Annotated in this window: 18 protein-coding genes, 1 pseudogene and 1 riboswitch; of the genes and pseudogenes, 6 read left to right on the top strand and 13 right to left on the bottom strand. The window is 73.8% G+C overall.

The genetic code is table 11. The features are described from left to right. Positions 1-46: 46 nt before the first annotated feature. The 4 genes and pseudogenes from FHG71_RS24140 to cobN all read right to left on the bottom strand — a co-directional run. Positions 47-313, bottom strand: a pseudogene (locus FHG71_RS24140) (GNAT family N-acetyltransferase); the annotation flags it as partial. A 490-nt stretch (positions 314-803) separates the two neighbouring features. Further along, entirely contained in the window at positions 804-1406 is a 603-nt protein-coding gene (locus FHG71_RS01430) for a nucleotidyltransferase family protein (protein WP_139079815.1), read from the bottom strand. Next, positions 1403-1846 carry a GNAT family N-acetyltransferase gene (locus FHG71_RS01425; RefSeq protein WP_139079814.1) on the bottom strand — a complete coding sequence of 148 codons (444 nt, stop codon included), beginning with the start codon at positions 1844-1846 and terminating at the stop codon, positions 1403-1405. The genes FHG71_RS01430 and FHG71_RS01425 overlap by 4 nt, the downstream gene beginning before the upstream one ends. Continuing rightward, positions 1836-5492, bottom strand: coding sequence for a cobaltochelatase subunit CobN (gene cobN, locus FHG71_RS01420; RefSeq protein WP_139079813.1), 3657 nt, complete (start codon positions 5490-5492; stop codon positions 1836-1838). Before cobN ends, FHG71_RS01425 begins: the two co-directional genes overlap by 11 nt. 65 nt (positions 5493-5557) lie before the next feature. On the opposite strand from cobN, the gene FHG71_RS01415 reads away from it, so the two are divergent. Next, entirely contained in the window at positions 5558-5764 is a 207-nt protein-coding gene (locus FHG71_RS01415; protein WP_139079812.1) for a hypothetical protein, read from the top strand. A 26-nt stretch (positions 5765-5790) separates the two neighbouring features. On the opposite strand, the gene FHG71_RS01410 is transcribed toward FHG71_RS01415, so the two are convergent. Both FHG71_RS01410 and cobW read right to left on the bottom strand, forming a co-directional pair. Next, on the bottom strand, positions 5791-6258 hold the full coding sequence (locus FHG71_RS01410; RefSeq protein ID WP_139079811.1) for a GNAT family N-acetyltransferase: 468 nt from the start codon (positions 6256-6258) through the stop codon (positions 5791-5793). Next, positions 6255-7277 (bottom strand): cobalamin biosynthesis protein CobW, encoded by a 1023-nt coding sequence (cobW, locus tag FHG71_RS01405; RefSeq protein WP_139079810.1) that lies wholly within the window; start codon positions 7275-7277, stop codon positions 6255-6257. Before cobW ends, FHG71_RS01410 begins: the two co-directional genes overlap by 4 nt. Before the next feature lie 27 nt (positions 7278-7304). Between cobW and FHG71_RS01400 the strand changes: the two genes are divergently transcribed. Further along, positions 7305-7616, top strand: a complete 312-nt coding sequence (locus tag FHG71_RS01400) for a DUF1636 family protein (protein WP_139079809.1) — start codon at positions 7305-7307, stop codon at positions 7614-7616. Here FHG71_RS01400 and FHG71_RS01395 read toward each other — a convergent pair. Next, positions 7613-8314 carry a CbtA family protein gene (locus FHG71_RS01395; RefSeq protein WP_139079808.1) on the bottom strand — a complete coding sequence of 234 codons (702 nt, stop codon included), beginning with the start codon at positions 8312-8314 and terminating at the stop codon, positions 7613-7615. The genes FHG71_RS01400 and FHG71_RS01395 overlap by 4 nt on opposite strands. 7 nt (positions 8315-8321) lie before the next feature. Then, positions 8322-8489, bottom strand: coding sequence for a CbtB domain-containing protein (locus FHG71_RS01390; RefSeq protein ID WP_218014002.1), 168 nt, complete (start codon positions 8487-8489; stop codon positions 8322-8324). Between the two features lie 35 nt (positions 8490-8524). Then, positions 8525-8746, bottom strand: a riboswitch (cobalamin riboswitch). Positions 8747-8868: 122 nt separating this feature from the next. Between FHG71_RS01390 and smc the strand changes: the two genes are divergently transcribed. Both smc and FHG71_RS01380 read left to right on the top strand, forming a co-directional pair. Then, entirely contained in the window at positions 8869-12285 is a 3417-nt protein-coding gene (gene smc / locus FHG71_RS01385) for a chromosome segregation protein SMC (RefSeq protein WP_139079806.1), read from the top strand. A 159-nt stretch (positions 12286-12444) separates the two neighbouring features. Beyond that, positions 12445-13482: a glycosyltransferase family 2 protein gene (locus FHG71_RS01380; protein ID WP_139079805.1), complete on the top strand. Its 1038-nt coding sequence runs from the start codon at positions 12445-12447 to the stop codon at positions 13480-13482. Here FHG71_RS01380 and FHG71_RS01375 read toward each other — a convergent pair. The 3 genes from FHG71_RS01375 to FHG71_RS01365 form a co-directional block, all read right to left on the bottom strand. Then, on the bottom strand, positions 13466-13783 hold the full coding sequence (locus FHG71_RS01375; RefSeq protein ID WP_139079804.1) for a lipid-A-disaccharide synthase N-terminal domain-containing protein: 318 nt from the start codon (positions 13781-13783) through the stop codon (positions 13466-13468). The two genes, FHG71_RS01380 and FHG71_RS01375, sit on opposite strands and share 17 nt — an antisense overlap. A gap of 324 nt (positions 13784-14107) precedes the next feature. Beyond that, positions 14108-14647: a flavin reductase family protein gene (locus FHG71_RS01370; protein WP_139079803.1), complete on the bottom strand. Its 540-nt coding sequence runs from the start codon at positions 14645-14647 to the stop codon at positions 14108-14110. A 206-nt stretch (positions 14648-14853) separates the two neighbouring features. Further along, positions 14854-15504 carry a hypothetical protein gene (locus FHG71_RS01365; protein WP_139079802.1) on the bottom strand — a complete coding sequence of 217 codons (651 nt, stop codon included), beginning with the start codon at positions 15502-15504 and terminating at the stop codon, positions 14854-14856. A 205-nt stretch (positions 15505-15709) separates the two neighbouring features. Between FHG71_RS01365 and rfbC the strand changes: the two genes are divergently transcribed. Both rfbC and rfbA read left to right on the top strand, forming a co-directional pair. Beyond that, positions 15710-16279, top strand: coding sequence for a dTDP-4-dehydrorhamnose 3,5-epimerase (gene rfbC / locus FHG71_RS01360; protein ID WP_139079801.1), 570 nt, complete (start codon positions 15710-15712; stop codon positions 16277-16279). Next, positions 16276-17169, top strand: a complete 894-nt coding sequence (gene rfbA, locus FHG71_RS01355) for a glucose-1-phosphate thymidylyltransferase RfbA (protein ID WP_139079800.1) — start codon at positions 16276-16278, stop codon at positions 17167-17169. Before rfbC ends, rfbA begins: the two co-directional genes overlap by 4 nt. A 9-nt stretch (positions 17170-17178) precedes the next feature. On the opposite strand, the gene rfbD is transcribed toward rfbA, so the two are convergent. Together rfbD and rfbB are read right to left on the bottom strand one after the other, a co-directional pair. Continuing rightward, complete coding sequence (gene rfbD, locus FHG71_RS01350; protein ID WP_139079799.1) at positions 17179-18045, bottom strand: dTDP-4-dehydrorhamnose reductase; 867 nt, start codon at positions 18043-18045, stop codon at positions 17179-17181. Then, complete coding sequence (gene rfbB, locus FHG71_RS01345) at positions 18042-19097, bottom strand: dTDP-glucose 4,6-dehydratase (protein WP_139079798.1); 1056 nt, start codon at positions 19095-19097, stop codon at positions 18042-18044. Before rfbB ends, rfbD begins: the two co-directional genes overlap by 4 nt. Positions 19098-19154: the final 57 nt, after the last annotated feature.

Raw genomic sequence — 19154 nt, 5'->3', positions numbered from 1 at the left:
GGCGGCCGTAGCCGGGATGGGTCTCGCGGTGGGTCTCACGGAAGCCCTCGGAGAGGAAGAGGGCGTGGTTCTCCGCCAGCTCCACCCGGCAGCCGAGGGTGACGCGGGGCAGGCCCCGCGCGCGGGCGCGGGTTAGGGCGAGGCGCAGGAGCGCGCGGGCGTGGCCCCGGCGGCGATGGGCGGGATCGACGGACAGGCGGCCGAGGTAGAGCGCGTCGGGGCGGGGGCTCAGGATCGCGCAGGCCACGAGCGGCTCGCCTAGGGCCCAGACTTCGCCGTCCTCCGCGAGGCGGAGGAGGTCGGCCTCGGTCATGCGGTGGAGCGAGGAGGGCGGGTCGATGCGGCCCGCGATCTCCGCGAAGGCGCGGCGGACCAGGGGAAGGACCTGCGCGAGCGCGGGGTCGGAGGGGAGGAGGCGGCGGGGCTCGGTCATGCCCGGGAGAGGGGGCGGGGGAGGGCGCGGCTTGTCAAAGGGCGGCCATGGCCCGGTGCGGGTGGAGGCCGAGGAGGAGGACGCCGACGCGGCGGCCGGCCTCAGGGCCTGACGGTTGGGCGTGGCGTCCACCGGTCCGCTCGACACGCTGCGGACGAAGGTGGCGTCAGGAGCCGGATGGCGGCCCCGGAGCATGGCCCCTGCCTGCGTGTCCTCTGCGCGAGCCTCGAAAGGAGGGAGCCGCTCAGGCGATGGGCCCCGCGTCTTGGAAACGGGCGAAGGGCTGGGTGCGGGCCGGGAGAAAGTGGGCAGGCGCGGGCTCCGGCGGGGTCGCCCATGCGGGGTCGAAGGCGGGTGAACGGGGCCGCGATCAGGTCGGCCAGGGACTGACGTCCAGCTCGGGCCAGATGGCGGTCTGACGGGCGGCCTTGGCCTCGTGCGTGGCGCGATTGGGCAGCACGGGGTTCGGGGTCAGGCGGAAGGCGAAGAGGTCGCCAAGGCCGAAGGGCGCATGGAGGTCCCAGCCGTCGTCGGGGCGCAGGCGGAGGCCCACGGCATGGGTGCGGGAGGCGAAGCGGTCGATGGCGTCCCGGGCGGATCGCAGCGGCGGATAGGGGTGACCGAACCGGACCTCGTACCAGAGCGGCACGCGGGCCTGATTGCGCGGCTCGACCGGCGGGACGGGCGGGAAGGCGCGGGCCGCGCGGGCGACGACGGCGTCCTCCGCTTCCCAGGAGGTGTCGAGGTCGAAGTAGAAGAGGTCGATGTCCTTGACGCCGGTCATCTCGGGGCGGCTGGTGAGGTGGTTCCAGACCTGGTTGCAGAGGGCGCCGGAGACGATCCACCAGTCGGGCAGGTCGAGGTCGCGGGCGATGCGGAAGCCGCGCATCAGGGTCGGGCTGGCCGCCACGATGGCCAGGAGCGCGTCGCGCTGCGCCTCGGCGCTGACCGTGGCGTAGCGGAGATGGCTCACTCGGGCGGGGCCTGCACGGGACGCCCGTCGAGGCGCTTGGCGAGGAAGATGCGGGCGTGCCCCGGCGGGTAGTCGGGGATGCGGCCCACCTCCTCGTAGCCCAGCCTGGCGTAGAAGCCGGGGGCCTGGAAGCTGTAGGTGTCGAGCCAGATCCCCAGGCAGTCGCGCTTGCGCGCCTCGGTCTCGGCGGCCCGCATCAGCGCGGAGCCCGTGCCCCTGCCCTGCGCCTCGGGGGCGACGGCGAGGAGGTGGAGAAAGAGCCAGCGCTGGGTCAGGCGGGCGGTGAGGCCGCCCAGCCATCGGCTGCCGTCCCAGGCCTCCAGGGCGATCTCCTCGGGCGTGAAGGGGATGCCCTCGGCCTGCGCGCCGTCGAAGATCACCCGGAGGACGCGGTCGCGGACCTCGGGCGTGGGCACGGTGGCGCGGATCTCAGGCGGCATGACGGAGGCTTTCGATGCGGGCGCGGGCGGAGTTGGAGCGGGGGGTCCAGAGGCCGCGGTCGAGGGCCTCCTGCAGGCGGTCCGCGATCTCGCGCAGGGCGGCGGGGTTGTGCTGCTCGATGAAGCCGCGAACCTCCTCGTCTTCGAGGAAGGCCTGGTGGACCGCGTCGAAGTGGTGGTCGCGCACGGCGCGGGTCGTGGCGGCGAAGGCAAAGAGGTAGTCCACCGTCGCCGCGATCTCGAAGGCGCCCTTGTAGCCGTGGCGCATGACGCCGGCGATCCACTTGGGGTTCACGACGCGGGATCGCAGGACTCGGGCCACCTCCTCGTCGAGGGTGCGGATGACGGGGCGCTCGGGGCGGGAGTGGTCGTTGTGGTAGGCGGGGACGGGGGCGCCTTTCAGCGTCTCGATGGCGGCCAGTGCCCCGCCCTCGAACTGGTAATAGTCGTCGGAGTCGAGAAGGTCGTGCTCGCGGTTGTCCTGGTTCTGGACGACGGCATCGGCGGTGCGCAGGCGCGTGGCGAAGCCGTCGCGGTCGGGCCGCCCCTCGGCATGCGCGCCGTAGGCGTAGCCGCCCCAGTCGAGGTAGCTGTTCCCGAGGTCGGCGCGGTCGGACCAGACACGCTCGTCGATGAGGGCCTGGAGACCGGCCCCGTAGGCGCCGGGCTTGGAGCCGTAGACGCGGGACGGGCTGTCGCCCTGGCGCGTCCGGGCGGCGGCGGGGTTCATGTCGTCGGGCTCGGAGAGGGCCTGGACCGCGCGCGCGGCGCTGTCGAACAGCGCCACGAGTTGCGGGAAGGCGTCGCGGAAGAAGCCGGAGATGCGCAGCGTCACGTCCACGCGGGGGCGGCCGAGGAGCGTGAGCGGCAGGATGTCGAAGCCGATGACGCGGCCGGACATGGGCTCCCACTGCGGCTTCACGCCCATCAGCGCGAGGCCCTGCGCGATGTCGTCGCCGCCCGTGCGCATGTTGGCGGTGCCCCAGGCGGTGAGGAGGAGCGCGCGCGGGTAGTCGCCCTGATCCTGGAGGTGACGCTCGACGAGGAGTTCGGCGCTGGCGCGGCCCAGGGTCCAGGCGGCGGCGGTGGGCAGCGCGCGGGCGTCAACGGAGAAGAAGTTGCGGCCCGTGGGGAGGACGTCGGGGCGGCCTCGGGTCGGGGCGCCGGAGGGGCCGGGCGGAATGGCGCGGCCATCGAGGGCGGTGAGGAGGGCCTGCGATTCGGCGGGGCCGCAGGCGGTGATCTTGGGGAGGAGCGTGGTGCGGATCTCCTCTAGCACGGCTGTGCTGGCGGAGCCGGGGGGCGGGGCCGTGCCGTCGAGAAGGGCGATGGAGAGGAGTTCGAGGCGCTCGACCGTGTCGCCCTCGGTGCGCCAGGGGTCGGGGGTGAGGGCCAGCGCGTCGGGGCGCGGACCGTTCCACGGGGCGGCCATGGCGGGGGCAAGGGGGTCGAACGGGAGCGCGAGGTCCTGCGCGAGCGCGCGGAGAAGCGAGGGACGGTCGCCGCGCGGCACGCGGGCGAGGGCGAGGGCGAGGTCGCGGGCAAGGGGGCCCTCGGGCGAGAGGCCGAAGACGTGGAGGCCGTCGCGGATCTGCGCCTCCTTGAGGTCGCAGAGCCAGGCGTCGAGGCGCTGGAGGTCACCGTCGTCCGACAGGCCCAGGTCGGCGGCGATGCCGGTGGCCTGCGCGGTGGTGACGATCTCGCGCCGCAGGTGGTCGGCGCGGCGCGGGTCGGTGGACTGGGCCTGCGCCAGTTCGTCGAGCAGGACCTCGAGGTCGCGCAGGGGGCCGTAGGTCTCGGCGCGGGTCAGGGGGGGCGTCAGGTGGTCGAGGATCACGGCCTGCGCCCGGCGCTTGGCCTGCGTCCCCTCGCCGGGGTCGTTGACGATGAAGGGGTAGAGGTGTGGGAGGGGCCCCAGCGCGATCTCGGGCCAGCACTCGGCCGAGAGCGCCACGGCCTTGCCGGGCAGCCATTCGAGGTTGCCGTGCTTGCCCATGTGGACGAGGGCCGTCGCCCCGAACTCCTCGCGCAGCCATAGGTAGAAGGCGAGGTAGTGGTGCGGGGGGACGAGGTCCGGGGCGTGGTAGGTCGCCTTGGGGTCGATGTCGTAGCCGCGCGAGGGCTGGAGGCCCACGACCGCGTTCCCGAAGCGGTGGATCGACAGGGCGAAGGCGTCGCCGTCGAGGTAGGGGTCGGCTTCGGGCGGGCCCCAGCGGTCGGTGACCTGGAGCTTGGTTTCCCAGGGCAGGGCGTAGAACCAGCGGCGGTAGGCGGGAAGCGGCAGGCGCTCGCCGCCCTGCTTGTCCTTGCGGTCGGGGAGCCAGTTGGTCGGGCCGGCGAGGAGGCGGGCCATGAGGGCGTCGCTGTCCTCCGGGGCCTCCACGGCGTAGCCCGCGCCCTGCATCAGGCGCAGCGCCTGGACGGTCGAAGCAGGGGTGTCGAGGCCGACGCCGTTGGCGAGGCGACCGTCCTTGTTGGGGTAGTTGGCGAGGACGAGGGCGACCTTGCGGTCAGCCGCAGGCGTGGCGCGGAGACGGGCCCAGTTGGCGGCGAGGTCGGCCACGAAGCGGATGCGGTCGGCCTTGGGGGCGTAGGTGACGATGGGGCACTGGGTGGCCTCGTCGAAATGCGCCTCGTCCTTGAAGCTGACGGCGCGGGCGAGGAGGCGGCCGTCCAGTTCGGGCAGGGCCACGTTCATGGCGAGGTCGGTGGCCGAGAGGCCGCGCGTGCCCGAGGCCCACTGCTCCTCGGACGAGCCGGAGAAGATGATCTGGAGAACGGGGGCGGCGTTGGCCTCGGGCGAGGCCAGGGGGTTGTCGCCCGGCGTCTCGGGCGTGCCCACGGCGAAGGAGGTGGCGTTCAGGATGACCGAGGGCGGGGCCTCCCGGAACAGAGCGGCGAGGGTGGCGCGGCTGAGCGGGTCCTTGAGGGAGGCGACGTAGACGGGGAGCGGGTTGAGGCCCTGCCGCAGCAGCGCGCGGGTCAGGTGCGCGACGGGCGCGGTCGCGCCGGACTGCATCAGGGCGCGGTAGAAGACGAGCGGCACGACTGGGGCGCCGGGCGTCCAGTTGTCGCGGATGGTGGCGAGGTCGGCCTCGCCCAGGCCGGGCCAGAAGGGGGCGGCCTTGAGGAGGGGCTTGGCGGGGGGCGGGGCCTCGGTCCCGTCGAGCATGTGCCGGACATGGAGGAGGAAGCGGCGGGCGTTCTCGGGGCCGCCTTCGACGAAGGCCGACCAGAGCGCGGCGTAGTCGGCGTCGGAGACGGTCGAGAGGGCGCGCAGCTCCGCGTCGGGCCTGTCGTCGCCGGGGAGCGCCACGAAGGGGATGCCGGCGGCGTGGAGCGCGGCGGAATACTGGGCGAGGCCATAGGGCCAGTAGCTCTGGCCGCCCAGGATGCGGGCGACGACGAGGCGGGATTTCCGGGCGCACTGGTCGAGGTGGAGGTCCACCGACAGCGGATGCGCGAGGTGGCGGAGGTTCCAGAGCCGCAGACTCGGGCCCTGGGCCAGGTCGCCGTGGGCGGCGGACAGGAGCGCGAGTTCCGTATCGGCGGACGAGAGCACCACCAGATCGGCGGGCGTCTGGCGGGGATCGACGGGTTGCGCGCCGGTGTCGAGCGCGCCGGGGATGGCGGCGAGGAGATGCATCAGGCGAGGTCTGGACTATATGGGCCGGCTGGGGCAAGCCTTCGGCCCCCGAAGGAGACGCAGCCATGGCCGATTACAGCAAGCAGAAGAGCGGGAAGCCGCAGAAGAACCGTCCGCCCCACCTGGAGCACAACCAGCCCGGCGGGCCGGCGAACCCGTTCGGGGCGAGGAACGACAAGGCGGCGCTGCTGGAGCGGATGAAGGCCAAGGCGCAGGCGGCCAAGGGCGGCGAGCCGGACGAGCCGGCGGTGCGGACCGAAGGCGAGGCCTGAGGGCCGGGCGGTTCCTGCTGGCGCCGTCACAGGCGCTTTTCCATGAAGACGGAATGCGGGCCTTCGGCGTAGTCGCCGAAGGGGCCGCAATCGATGAAGCCGTGGCGGCGGTAGAGCCGGTGCGCCGGGTAGAGGTCGTCGCCGGTCTCCAGCCGGAGGACGGGAAGGCCTGCGGCGCGGGCGCGGGACTCCAAGGCTGCCATCAGCGCGGCGCCCAGGCCCATCCCGCGCGCGGCGGGGTCCACGTACATCGACTTCACCTCGCCATAGCCGTCCAGGCGCGCGAGCGCGATGCAGCCCAGCGCCCGGCCCTCGGCCTCGGCCACCCAGAAGTCGATGTGCGGCCGGGCGAGTTCGTCCACCGAAAGGTAGTGGTTGTGCTCGGCCGGGTAGAGCGAGGCGAGGTAGGCATGGCTCGCGCCCAGGAGGGCGCGGCCCTCCGGGTCGCGGGGGTCGGCGAGCCGGACGACGGCGTCGCGGGCCGTGACGGTCATCCGCGGATCGCCGCCTCGATGGCGGCGCGGTCGAGCCCGGCCTCGCCGATCACCACGAGCTTCGAGGTCCGCGCCTCGGCGCCCCAGGGGCGGTCGAAGTAGGTCTCGATCCGGGGGCCGGCGGCCTGGACCGTCAGGCGCAGGGGCTTGCCCGCGACGGCGACGAAGCCCTTGAGGCGGAGGATGTCGTGCGCCTCGATGGCCGCCTTGAGGCGGGCGGTCAGGGCGGGGACGTCGGACACCTCGGGCAGGTCGAGGACGAAGCTCTCGAACTCGTCGTGGTCGTGGTGGTCCTCTTCCTCGCTGTCGTGGTGGGGCGCGGCGCGGGTGGCCATGTCCGATTCGGCCGCCGCGTTGATGCCCAGGAGCACGTCGAGCGGAAGCGCGCCCTTGTGGGCCTTGAGGATGCGCGCACCGGGGCGGGCCTCGGCGCTGAGGCGGGCCGTCACCTGCTCGGCCTCGCCGTCCCCCAGGAGGTCGGTCTTGTTCAGCACGATCATGTCGGCGCAGGCGAGCTGGTCTTCGAAGAGCTCGGAGAGCGGCGTCTCGTGGTCGATGGAGTCGTCCGATTCGCGCTGGGCCTGCACGGCGGCCTCGTTCTCGGCGAAGCGGCCCTCGGCCACGGCCTTGCCGTCCACCACCGTCACGACGCCATCGACGGTGACCTTGGTGGCGATGCCGGGCCAGGCGAAGGCGCGCACGAGGGGCTGCGGGAGCGCGAGGCCGGAGGTCTCGATCACGATGTGGTCGGGACGGTCGGGGCGGGCGAGGAGCTTCTCCATCGTCGGGAGGAAGTCGTCGGCGACGGTGCAGCAGATGCAGCCGTTGGACAACTCGATGATGTCGTCCTCGGCGCAGCAGCCCTTGAGGAGATCGCCGTCCACCCCGGTCTCGCCGAACTCGTTGATGACGAGGGCGATGCGGCGCCCGTTCGCGTTGTCGAGCAGGTGGCGGATCATCGTCGTCTTGCCGCTGCCGAGGAAGCCGGTGATGACGGTGGCGGGAATCTTCTGGGGCATCGGGTGGCTCCGGGGCTCGGGGGGCTTATGGGCGACCGCATAACAGTCTGCGCGACCTGCCGCGAGGGGGCCGGGCGGGCCTTGGCCGGGAGGCTCGCCGAGGCGGGGGTCGCGGTGCGGCTGGTGGAGTGCCTGAACGCCTGCGGACGGCCGCTGGCGCTGGCGGTGACGGGGGAGGGGAAGGCCACCTACCTGTTCGCGGGGGTGGAGCCCGAGGAACAGGCCGAGGAGGTGGCGGCCTTCGCCCGGCTTTATGCGGAGGCGCCCGGCGGCGAGGTCGCGGACGCCCGAAAGGCCGGGCGCCTGCGGTTCTGCCTTCTGGGGCGGGTGCCGGCCTAGGCCAGCGCCCCGCGGGGCGCGCGCTGCGCGAGCAGGCCCGTGAGCGCGCCGAGGAGCGCCCAGGACAGGGCCGCCACGCCCAGCGAGCGGGTCGCGAAGGCGGCGGCGAGGCCCGGAGGCACCAGGCCGTCGTGCGACGGCGGCTGGGGGGCACCCAGGAGGTGCGGCAGCAGGACGAGCGCCACGCCCAGCGCCGCGACGCCCGCGTTCCGACCGAAGGCCAGCGCCGCGAGACCCGTGGCGGTGGAGGCCGCGCAGAGCGCCCACCACATCTGCCGCGCCGCGAGGTCGGCCGAGGCGGTGCCCGGCAGCTCGGGCGGCAGGCCCACGGCGGGGGCGAGCTGGATCGCCGCGAAGCCGCCGAGGCCCCAGAGGAGCCCGGTCCGAAGGCCCGGCGCGTGCCCCATCCGGGCGGCGGTGGCCATGCCGACGCCCAGCAGCAGCCCGAAGCCCGCATAGGCGACGAGCGTGGTGGCGACCGTGCCGAAGCTGCGCGCGAGGCCCTCGGGCGCGGCCTCGTGCGAGTGGGCCGCCTCGTGGACGTGCTCGGTCCCGTCCTCGTGGACGTGGACGGTGGCGCCCTCGAAGGTCTCGGCCTCCTGGATCAGGGGGGTGAGCGCCCAAAGGTTCAGGGCCGCCGCGAGCAGGCCCGCGACGAGACCGGCGATCAGCGCGCCGGTCAGGGTTCGCGATGTCACTGGAAAATCAGTGGCAGGGGAAGGCGATGGCGTGGCGCTGGTCGTGCGCGGCGTCGTGGACCGCCGAGGCGTTCGCGAAGCCCGCCACGAAGACGAGGCCCAGGCCGAGGACGGCGGCGAAGGCGATGGCGAGGGTTTCGGAGTCGAGGCGCAGGCGCGCGATCGAGAAGGTCATCATGGGCTCCCTGTCCCGTCACACCCGACGGGGTTGGCGTTTCGTCGCGCATGGCAGGTCTCCTGGCTCGCGGGTCACTGCGTCCGGCCGCCTTCCCGGGGAAACCCCAGTGGCATATGGCCGGGCGCTCTCCGCTGACAGTCGCGGGGGCGGCTGCGGGCGGGGGCCCCCGGAATGGGTCGGTCCCTTCCGCATTCCCTGTTCGTCCCCGGCCACCTGGGGCGGCCAAAGGGGGAACCATGCAGGGACCGTTCTGCGCGCGGGGGGGACAGCGGTCAAGCCGGATTGCGACAGGCTGGCTACGGCAGGCGACCGTGCGTCCCGGTTGACACCGGGCGCGCGGGTCCCGAAGGGTTCCCCTACCCCAGCGGGAGCCCCCATGCGCCTGACGCGCCTGCGCCTCAACGGCTTCAAGAGCTTTGCCGACCCTTCGGAGCTGTCCATCGCGCCGGGGCTCACGGGGGTCGTGGGGCCGAACGGCTGCGGCAAGTCGAACCTGCTGGAGGCGCTGCGCTGGGTCATGGGTGAGACGCGCCCTACGCAGATGCGCGGGCAGGGGATGGAGGACGTGATCTTCGCGGGCACGGCGCGGCGGGGCGCGCGGCCCTGGGCGGAGGTGGCGCTTCATTTCGAGCGCGACGGGGCCGAGACCGAGCTGGTGCGACGGATCACGCGCGACGGGGGCTCGGCCTACCGGCTGGCGGGCAGGGAGGCGCGGGCGCGCGACATCCAGGTGATGTTCGCGGACGCCGCCTCGGGCGCGCAGTCGCCGGCGCTGGTGCGGCAGGGGCAGATCGCGGAGCTGATCGGGCAGAAGCCGCAGGCGCGCCGGCGCGTCATCGAGGAGGCGGCCGGCGTCGCGGGGTTGCAGGCGCGACGAGGCGAGGCGGCGGCCAAGCTGGGTGCCGCCGAGGCGAATCTCCAGAAGCTGGGCGAGGTCACGGGGCAACTGGCCGAACGGCTGCGGGCGCTGGAGCGGCAGGCGAAGAACGCCCAGCGCTATCGAGAGGTGGCGGGGGCAATCCGGCTGGCCGAGGGGCGGCTGCTGTGGCGGGCCTGGGCGGCGGCCGAGGAGGCCTTCGTGGCCGCCGAGGGCGAGGCGCGGACACGCACGGGGCTGGCGGCGCGGGCCGAGAGTGAGGCCCAGCGGGCGGTGGCGGCGCGCGAGGCGGCCGAGGCGGGGTTGCCGCCCTTGCGCGCGGCGGTCGCCGCGGCGGCCGAGGCGGCGGCGCGGCTGAAGGCTGAGGCGGCGGCGGAGGGGGAGGCCGCGCGGCGGGCGGCGCGTCGGCTCCAGGACCTCGCGAAGGCGGCCGAGGACGTGGCGCGCGACGCGGCGCGCGAGGCGGGGCTGGGGCGCGAGGCGGCGGAGACGCTGCTGCGGCTGGCCTCGGAGGCGGAACGGCTGGAGGAGGCGGGCGAGGGCGAGGCGGAGCGGATCGCGGAGGCGGGCGAGGCGGTCGAGGCCGCTGGGGAGGCCCTGGAGGCGGCCGAGGAGGCGCTCGGCGCGGCGACCGAGGAGGCGGCGCGGGTGGGCGCCGAGGCGCAGGCGGCCGAGCGGCGGGCGCGCGAGTTGCGCCAGGCGCGGGACCGGGCGGCGGCGGAGGCCGAACGCGCCGAGCGGGCGTTGCGGGAGGCCGAGGTGGCGCTCGCACGCGTGGTGGGGCAAGGCGAGGATGCGGCCGGGGCGGCGGAGGAGGCCGAGGAGGCGCTGGCGGTGGCCGAGGAAGCCTTCGCGCTGGCCGAGGAGGCTCTGCCGGGGCTGCGCGAGGCCGAGGCGCGGGCGCGCAGCGAGGCGGCGGAAGCGCAGGCGCGCGCGGCGGGGCTGGGGGCCGAGGCCAGGGCGCTGGCGCGGCTCGTGGCGGCGGACGGCTTGCGCACGGGGCAGGTGGGCGAAGGGTTGCGGGTGCCGGAGGGACTGGAGGCGGCCGTGGCGGTGGCGCTGGGGCGCGACCTGCGGGCGCCGGTGACGGAGGACGGCTCGGGCTGGACGCGGCTGCCGCCCTACGGGGACGCGGCGGCGTTGCCCGAGGGGGTGACGGCGCTCGGGGATCTTGTGGAGGCGCCGCCGGAACTGGCGCGGCGGCTGTCGCAGGTGGGGCTCGTGGAGGACGGGGCGGCGCTCTGGGACCGCTTGCGGCCGGGGCAGCGGCTGGTATCGCGGGCGGGCGACCTGTGGCGCTGGGACGGGTTCCGGCTGCGGGCCGCCGACGCGGCCGAGGCGGCGGCGGAGGCCGAGGCGATCCGGCGGGCGGCGCGGCTCCCGGTGCTGGAGGCCGAGGCCGAGGCGGCGGCGGGCCGGGCGGGAGAGGCGAAGGCGGCGCAGGACTCCGCGACGCGGGCGCTGGCGCAGGGGACGGCGGCGGCGGAAGCCGGGCGGGGGGCCCGGCGGGCGGCCGAGACTCGCGCGGAGACGGCACGGCGGGCGGCCGGCAAGGCCGAGGCCGAGCGGGCGCTGGGCGAGGCCAAGACAGAGGCCGCGCGTGAGGCCGAGGAGCGCGCGGCGGTAATGCTGGATTCGGCCGAGGTCGCGCTGGAGGAGGCCGAAGCCGCGCGCGAGGGTCTGCCCGATCCGGGTGCGGCGCGGGCGCGGGCCACGGAGGCCGGGACGCGGGCGCAGGCGACGCGGGCGGCGCTGCTGGCGGCGCGGGCCGCCGAGGACGCACTGCGCCGTCAGGCCGAAGCGAGGGCGCGGCGGATGGCGGAGATCGCGCGGGACGAGGGACTGTGGCGCGGGCGGGCCGAGGCGGCCGAGGCGCGGGCGCGGGATCTGGCGGAGCGGCGGGCGCGGCTGGCCGAGGAGATGGCCGAGGCCGCCGAGGAGCCCGAGCGGCTGGCCGAAAGGCAGGCGGAGGTCGCGGAGGCCCTGGAGGAGGCCGAGGCGGCGCGGGAGGAGCAGGCGGCGCGGCTTTCGCGGGCCGAGGCGGCCTTGCGCGGGGCGCAGGAGGCGGAGCGGGCGGCCGAACGGGCGGCGGGCGCGGCGCGCGAGGCGCGGGCAGGGGCCGAGGTCGCGCGCACGGCGGCGCTGGAGGTGGTGCGGGCGGCGACCCTGCGCATCCGCGAGGAGCGGGACGGGGGGCCGCGCGAGCTTCTGGACTCCTTGGGCGACCCGCAGGCGATCCCGCCCGAGGCGGAGCTTCAGGTGGAGCTGGCGACCCTGCGCAAGCGGCGGGATTCGCTGGGCGCGGTGAACCTGCGCGCCGAGGAGGACGCGGCGGCGCTTCGGGCCGAGCAGGAGGGCCTGCTGCGCGAAGCCGCGGACCTGACGGAGGCAGTGGCCGAGCTGCGCCGGGCGCTGGGCGAGCTGAACCGCGAAGGGCGCGAGCGGATGCGCGACGCCTTCGGCCGGGTGAACGCCGAGTTCGGGCGACTCTTCCGGCATCTGTTCGGAGGCGGGGAGGCGCGGCTCGCCTGGGTGGAGGGGGACGACCCGCTGGAGGCGGGCGTCGAGATCATGGCCCAGCCGCCGGGCAAGACGCTGGGGACGCTGAGCCTTTTGTCAGGGGGCGAGCAGACGCTGACGGCGCTGGCGCTGATCTTCGCGGTCTTCCTGGTGGCCCCGGCGCCGGTCTGCGTGCTGGACGAGGTGGATGCCCCCTTGGACGACGCCAACGTGGGCCGCTTTTGCGACATGCTGGAGGCCATGGCCCGCGACACCGAGACCCGTTTCCTGGTCATCACCCACCACGCGGTGACGATGGCGCGCATGGACCGGCTGTTCGGGGTGACGATGGCCGAGCGGGGAGTCAGTCAGTTGGTGAGCGTGGACCTGCGCGCGGCCGAGGCCATGGTGGCCTGACGGTGGCGGATGGTGCGGGAGCGGAGACAATCCTCGGCTGACGGGCGGATCGTGACATTTTGACGGCAAGCGGCGCGGGGGCGGCGGGCGGGGCCGTGCCACGGCAAGCGGAGGGTGCTATGGTCGGTTCCCACCCGACCCCGCCCGAGGAGCCCCCCGATGCCGCTCGAATCCCCGCTGCTCGATCCCCTGGCCGGGCCGGTCGCCCCCGCGGCGCTCGACGCGGGGACGGGGCCCGAGCCTGTGGACGGCGTGTCGGTCGTGGTGCCGATCCACAACGAGGAGGCCAATCTCGCGCGGCTGCACGAGGAGCTGACGGCGGCCCTGGCGCGGCTGGGCAAGCCCTACGAGATCATCCTGGTGGACGACGGATCGCGCGACGCGAGCGCGCGGATCATGGAGGACCTCGCCGCCCGCGACGACCGGGTGAAGCTCGTGCTCCTGCGCCGCAACTACGGGCAGACCTCGGCGCTGCGCGCGGGCATGGATCGGGCGCAGTTCGGGGCCATCGTCACCATCGACGGCGACCTCCAGAACGACCCGGCGGATATCCCGGCGATGGTGGCGACGCTGGAGGCGGGCTTCGACCTCGTGGCGGGCTGGCGGCGGGACCGGCAGGACGCGCAACTGACCCGCAAGCTGCCGTCGCGCATCGCCAACAGCCTGATCCGGCGCGTGACGGGGGTGCGGATGCGCGACCTGGGCTGCACGCTCAAGGTCATCCGGCGCGAGTTCCTGTCGGAGCTGGAGCTTTACGGCGACATGCACCGCTTCGTGTCAATCCTGATGGTGCAGCGGGGCGCGCGCTGGACCGAGGTCCCCACGAGCCACCGCCCGCGCGTGGCGGGGGTCACGAAGTACGGGCTGTGGCGGACGGTGGTGGTGCTTCTGGACCTCATCACGCTCAAGTACCTGCTCGACTATTCGGCGCATCCGATGCGGCTTTTCGGAGGGCTGGGCCTGCTGGCCATGCTCATCAGCCTGACCGCGCTCGTGGGCGTCATCGCGATGAAGGGGCTCTGGAGCGTCGACATGTCGGGGAACCCGCTCCTCCTGCTCACCGTGCTGTCGGGGCTTGCGGCGCTGCAGCTCTTCTCGCTGGGGCTCCTGAGCGAGGTGCTGGTGCGGATCTACTTCGGCCGGGCGGGGGAGCGGACGCACTATTCGGTGCGCCGCGTCGTCAACCTGGAGGGGTGACCGCCGCGCGGCGGGCGGCCTTGCGGATCAGCGCGAGGTTGCGGAGGTAGACGATCAGGCCCAGGCCCTGGCCGAAGATGAACACCGGGTCGCGGCGGTAGAGCGCATAGGCGAGCATCAGGGTCCCTCCCACCACCGAGAGCCACCAGAAGCCCACGGGAACGACCGACTCGCCCGCCTTCTCGGAGTGCCACCACTGGAGGAGGAAGCGGCCGCCGAAGAGGATCTGCGCCAGGAAGCCCAGGCCCACCCAGGCGAGCTCGGCCGCGGTCTCGACGTGGAAGAAGGCGAGGAGGTCCATGGGGCGCGTCCCTTGCAGCGGTGTTGCGCCCCCCTGTGGCGCAAGGGCGACGCCACGTCCAGCGCGGCGGGCCGTCGCGGCCGTTGACCGGGGAACGGCGCGTGCTACGGTCCAGATCGTGAGATCAGGAAAAAGCCCAACCCTGCAAGGGTTTGGGCGCGATGGGAGGGATCATGTCCCCAATGGCCCTTGGCCGTGCCGCCCTGTCGGCGCTGTTGTCGGCGCTGACGCGCCTTGGGACGGGTCCCGTGAGGGCCGAGGTTCCGGTGCCGATCCGGGTGGATCGGCGTCCGCGCCCGCGTCGCCGCTTCTAAGGGCTGCCGCCTAGCTCACGCCTTCGGGCGTGGGCCGGAGGGAGTGCCAGCGGCGGTTGAGGTAGACGATCGAGGATTCCTCGGGCACCTCGTTGACCTGTCCGTCGAGCAGCTCGGCCACGATCAGCGTGGCGCCGGCGACCGAGAGTTCGTGCAGCGGGCGGGCGCGGAACCAGATGCCGACATCGGTGTAGAGCGGCTCGCCCGTGGGCAGGCGCGTCCAGTTGACCTGGGGGCCGAAGCGGTCGGCGCCGCTGGTGGCGCAGAGCCGGGCCAGTTCCAGGTCCTGCAGGCGCAGCATGTGGATGATCATGCTGGGCGCCCGGCGGATGCCATCGGCGCTGGAGGAGGCGGCGGAGAGCGAGAAGGCCACCGTGGGCGGGGCGGCGCTGACGGAGATGAGGGAGCTGACGGTGAGCGCCACCGGCCCGTCGCCCGGATCGGCCGAGACCACCGCCACGCCGGCGGGATGCTGCCGGAAGGCCTGGCGGAAGGCTTCGGGCAACGGGCCGGACAGGGAATCGAGCAGCGTGTCGTCGTTGGTGGGCATGGGCGTCCTCGCACGAGAGGCGCCGGGAGGGCGCCGCGCCCCGACACTTATGGATCGTCGGGCGGAAGTGTAGGGGCGCGGGGCCGGTCCGGGCGAGGGGGCTTGGTCCCGGGGCACCTGCGCCACGGCAAAAGGTTGCCCCCGGCCGGGAAGGGAAGCGGCCGGGGGCGAACCGGCGGGCCGGGGACGCAGCCCGCCGGGTCCGGTCAGGCGGGCGCGGCCGCTTCCCTTGCCGGCCGGGGCCGGCGGTGGCCCAGGGTGGCCAGCGCGCCCAGGCCCAGAGCCAGAAGCGGCGCGGCCGGGGGCAGGGGGATCGGCGCGAGTTCGAAGCTGGCCGAGGCCACGCCCCAGGCGTCGTTGAGCCGGGTCGAGAAGTCGAGCCGGGCCGTCGTCACGGGGGCGTCGAAGCGGACGGTCAGCCAGTGAAGGGCGCCGTTCTCCTCCTGCCCATCGATGGACCATGTGGCGTCGCCTGCGGTGAGGCGGAAGAAGCTGGCGCCCAGGCCATCCGCCGCGTTCTGGTCGAAGGCGTCGGTCAAGGCGAAGGTGAGGCTGGCGAAGGGCCGGTGGTGGGAGACGGTCCAGGCGACCTTGGACAGGTCCTGGCTGTCGATCCAGGGGCCGCCCAGAGCGTCATAGCGGCCATGGGCGGCCGGCTTGCTGGTGCCGTCCGCGAGCACCACCGCGCAGCCGTCATCCACCACGGACAATCCGCTGCCGCAGGGACCGCGTGCGGCGAAATCGGCGGCGGACAGCGCGAGGCGCGCCCCCGAAGCCGGGCCGGAGCCGGCGACGATGGTGGCGGCCGGGACCGCGGTGGCCAGGAACAGGAGCGCCAGGGCAATGACGGTCTTCACGACGGGATCCTCGGTCGGGGTCTTGGGCGAATGGGACCTGTCCTAGAGGCAGGCCGCCTGATCCTTGTAGCGGGCAATGATTAGGATTTTACTAATGGCCTCCGCGTCATGGGTCGGACCGCGCCCGGCGCCGCAGGTGCGAAAGCCCCGTGACGCCGCGCCCCCGCCTTGGTAGAGCCAGCCGGAGAGGCCAGAAGGACGACCGATGCAGATCGACGACACCGCCCTTTCCGGGGTGAAGGTGCTGACTCCCCGCCGCTTCGCCGACGCCCGCGGCTGGTTCACCGAGTCCTGGAACCGCGAAACGCTGCGGGCGCAGGGACTCGACCTCGACTTCGTGCAGGACAACCATTCCCTGAGCCGGGCCGCAGGCACGGTGCGGGGCCTGCACTATCAGCGGCCGCCCCATGCGCAGGCCAAGCTCCTGCGCGTGATCGCGGGCGCGATCCTCGACGTGGCGGTGGACGTGCGGCGCGGATCGCCGACCTATGGCCGCTGGGTGGCCGAGGAGCTTTCGGCCGAGAACGGCAGGCAGCTTCTCGTGCCGGAGGGGTTCCTGCACGGCTTCGTCACGCGGGCTCCCGACACCCAGGTCGTCTACAAGTGCACGGACGTCTACGCCCCCGACTGCGATGGCGCGGTGGCCTGGGACGACCCGGAGATCGGCATCGACTGGGGGATCGACCCCGAGACGGCGGTGCTGTCGGACAAGGACCGCGCCGCGCCGCGCCTGAGCGCATGGCAAAGCCCCTTCGCCTGGGAGGACGCGCAATGACCGAACGCAAGGGCATCATCCTCGCGGGCGGGTCGGGGACGCGGCTGTATCCGATCACCATCGGGCTGTCGAAGCAGCTCCTGCCCATCTACGACAAGCCGATGATCTACTATCCGCTGTCGGTGCTGATGCTGGCCGGCATCCGCGAGATTGCGATCATCACCACCCCCGCCGATCAGGACCAGTTCCGGCGCACGCTGGGTGACGGGGCGCAATGGGGCCTGTCGTTCGAGTACATCGTCCAGCCGTCGCCCGACGGCCTCGCGCAGGCCTACATCCTCGCGGAGGAGTTCCTGGCGGGCGCGCCCTCGGCCATGGTGCTGGGGGACAACATCTTCTTCGGCCACGGCCTGCCCGACCTGATGGCCGAGGCGGACGCCCAGCCGCAGGGCGGCACCGTCTTCGGCTACCATGTCGCCGACCCCGAGCGCTACGGCGTGGTGGCCTTCGACGAGCGGGGACAGGCCCGCGCCATCATCGAGAAGCCCGAGGTGCCGCCGTCGAGCTACGCGGTCACGGGGCTTTACTTCCTCGACGGCTCGGCACCCGAGCGGGCGCGGGCGGTCCGGCCCTCGGCGCGGGGCGAGCTGGAGATCACGACGCTTCTGGAAACCTATCTCCACGAGGGGCGGCTCAACGTGAAGACCATGGGGCGGGGCTATGCCTGGCTCGACACCGGGACCCATGCCTCGCTTCTGGATGCGGGCAACTTCGTGCGGACCCTGCAGGAGCGGCAAGGGCTCCAGACCGGGAGCCCGGACGAGATCGCCTGGCGGCAGGGCTGGATCAGCGACGAGGAGCTGGGCGCGCGGGCGCGGCTGTTCGGCAAGAACGCCTATGGGCGCGACCTGCTGGACCTGATCGCGGAAGGGCGTGGTCCGGGGCGCTGAGGCGCCCCGTCAGGCCGGGGCCAGCGCGTCCAGGTCGCGCAGCACCTCGCGCAGGCCCGCCCGCCAGTCGGGCGGGTCGATGCCGAAGTCCCGCCGGAGCGAGGTCCCGTCCATGCGCGAGTTCGCCGGCCGCGTCGCGGGCGTCGGATAGGCCGAGGACGGGATCGGGTTGATTTGGCAGGGGAGGGCGGCTTCCTCCATGACGGCGGCGGCGAAGTCCGCCCAGCTCACCGCCGGGGCGCCGGCGAGGTGGTGCGTGCCGGACGGCGCCCCACCGACAAGGCCTGCCGCGACAGTCAGGCAGGCGTCGGCGATGGCGGCGGCGGGGGTCGGGCCGCCGATCTGGTCGTCGACCACGTTGATCTCGGCCCGCTCGCGTCCCAGTCGCAGCATGGTCTTCACGAAGTTGGCGCCATGGGACGAGAAGACCCAGGACGTGCGCAGGATGACGTGCGGGCCGCCCGCGGCGCGCACGCCTTCCTCGCCCGAAAGCTTGGTCCGGCCATAGGCGTTCTGGGGGGCGACGGGGTCTTCGGGCCGGAAGGGCCGCGTGCCCGTGCCGTCGAAGACGTAGTCGGTGGAGATATGGACGAAGGGCAGGCCACGCCGGGCGGCGGCGCGGGCCATGGCGGCGGGGGCCTCGCCGTTCACGACGCGGGCGGCGGGTTCCTCGGACTCGGCGCGGTCCACGGCGGTCCAGGCGGCGGCGTTCACCACGGCGTCGCACTCGGCCCGGGTCACGGCGCGGGCGCAGGCCTCGGGGTCCATGAGGTCCGCCTGGTCGCGCCCGAGCGCGGTGACGGTCACGCCCGATGGGGCGCGGCGCAGGATCTCGGTGGCGACCTGGCCGGTGCGGCCAATGAGCAGGAGCCTCACGACGCGCCCTCCGCGACCTTGGTGCCGAGCCGCTGGCCCACGCCCTGCCGGTCGAGGAGCGGGCGCCACCAGTCCTCGTTCCGCAGGTACCAGTCGACGGTGCGGCGCAGGCCCTCCTCCAGCGTCACCGACGGACGCCAGCCCAGCTCCTCTCGGAGGCGCGTGGGGTCGATGGCGTAGCGCAGGTCGTGGCCGGGGCGGTCGGCGACATAGGTGATGAGCCGGTCGTGAGGTGCGCCCTGGGGGCGCATCTCGTCCAGAAGGGCGCAGATGGTCCGCACGAGATCGATGTTGCGGGCCTCGTTCTCGCCGCCGATGTTGTAGCTGCGGCCGACGGCGCCGCGTTCCAGCACGGTCAGGAGCGCGTCGGCGTGGTCCTCGACGTAAAGCCAGTCGCGCACGTTCAGGCCCTGCCCGTAGACGGGGATCGGCTTGCCGTGGAGGGCGTTCAGGATCACCACGGGGACGAGCTTCTCGGGGAAGTGGAAGGGCCCGTAGTTGTTCGAGCAGTTGGTGAGGACCACCGGCAGGCCGTAGGTCTCGTGCCAGGCGCGCACGAGATGGTCGGAGGCGGCCTTGGTGGCGGAATAGGGGGAGTTCGGGGCGTAGGGCGTTTCCTCGGTGAATTGCCCGTCGGCGCCCAGCGTCCCGAAGACCTCGTCGGTGGAGATGTGGTGGAAGCGGAAGCCCTCGGGCTTGCCCTCGCGCAGCCAGTGGGCGCGGGCGGCCTCCAAGAGGTTGAAGGTGCCCGTCACGTTGGTCTCGACGAAGGTGCCGGGGCCGTCGATCGAGCGGTCCACGTGGCTTTCGGCGGCGAGGTGCATCACCGCGTCGGGGCGGTGGGCCGTGAAGATGCGGTCGAGCGCCGCGCGGTCGCGGATATCGGCCTGCTCGAAGCGGTAGAGCGGCGAGTTGGTCACCTGGGCCACGTTGGCGAGGTTGGCGGCGTAGGTGAGCGCATCGAGGTTCACGACCTCGTGGCCCCGCGCCACCGCCAGCCGAACCACCGCCGAGCCGATGAACCCCGCGCCCCCCGTCACGATCAGTTTCATCGGGCGTTTCCTCCTGGCCGACACGCGCCCGGACACCGCCACGATGCGGCTGTCGCG

Origin of the sequence: Rubellimicrobium roseum (assembly GCF_006152145.1) — a bacterium.
Classification (GTDB): Bacteria; Pseudomonadota; Alphaproteobacteria; order Rhodobacterales; family Rhodobacteraceae; genus Rubellimicrobium; species Rubellimicrobium roseum.
This window is presented reverse-complemented; position numbering and strand designations above follow the sequence as displayed.

What these genes read in the sequence shown, in the direction of transcription:
- FHG71_RS01425 (WP_139079814.1), bottom strand. Translation starts at nt 1,846, where the DNA reads ATGCCGCCTGAGATCCGCGCCACCGTGCCCACGCCCGAGGTCCGCGAC.
- cobN (WP_139079813.1), bottom strand. Translation starts at nt 5,492, where the DNA reads ATGCATCTCCTCGCCGCCATCCCCGGCGCGCTCGACACCGGCGCGCAA.
- FHG71_RS01415 (WP_139079812.1), top strand. Translation starts at nt 5,558, where the DNA reads ATGGCCGATTACAGCAAGCAGAAGAGCGGGAAGCCGCAGAAGAACCGT.
- FHG71_RS01410 (WP_139079811.1), bottom strand. Translation starts at nt 6,258, where the DNA reads ATGACCGTCACGGCCCGCGACGCCGTCGTCCGGCTCGCCGACCCCCGC.
- cobW (WP_139079810.1), bottom strand. Translation starts at nt 7,277, where the DNA reads ATGCCCCAGAAGATTCCCGCCACCGTCATCACCGGCTTCCTCGGCAGC.
- FHG71_RS01400 (WP_139079809.1), top strand. Translation starts at nt 7,305, where the DNA reads ATGGGCGACCGCATAACAGTCTGCGCGACCTGCCGCGAGGGGGCCGGG.
- FHG71_RS01390 (WP_218014002.1), bottom strand. Translation starts at nt 8,489, where the DNA reads ATGACCTTCTCGATCGCGCGCCTGCGCCTCGACTCCGAAACCCTCGCC.
- smc (WP_139079806.1), top strand. Translation starts at nt 8,869, where the DNA reads ATGCGCCTGACGCGCCTGCGCCTCAACGGCTTCAAGAGCTTTGCCGAC.
- FHG71_RS01380 (WP_139079805.1), top strand. Translation starts at nt 12,445, where the DNA reads ATGCCGCTCGAATCCCCGCTGCTCGATCCCCTGGCCGGGCCGGTCGCC.
- FHG71_RS01375 (WP_139079804.1), bottom strand. Translation starts at nt 13,783, where the DNA reads ATGGACCTCCTCGCCTTCTTCCACGTCGAGACCGCGGCCGAGCTCGCC.
- FHG71_RS01370 (WP_139079803.1), bottom strand. Translation starts at nt 14,647, where the DNA reads ATGCCCACCAACGACGACACGCTGCTCGATTCCCTGTCCGGCCCGTTG.
- rfbC (WP_139079801.1), top strand. Translation starts at nt 15,710, where the DNA reads ATGCAGATCGACGACACCGCCCTTTCCGGGGTGAAGGTGCTGACTCCC.
- rfbA (WP_139079800.1), top strand. Translation starts at nt 16,276, where the DNA reads ATGACCGAACGCAAGGGCATCATCCTCGCGGGCGGGTCGGGGACGCGG.
- rfbB (WP_139079798.1), bottom strand. Translation starts at nt 19,097, where the DNA reads ATGAAACTGATCGTGACGGGGGGCGCGGGGTTCATCGGCTCGGCGGTG.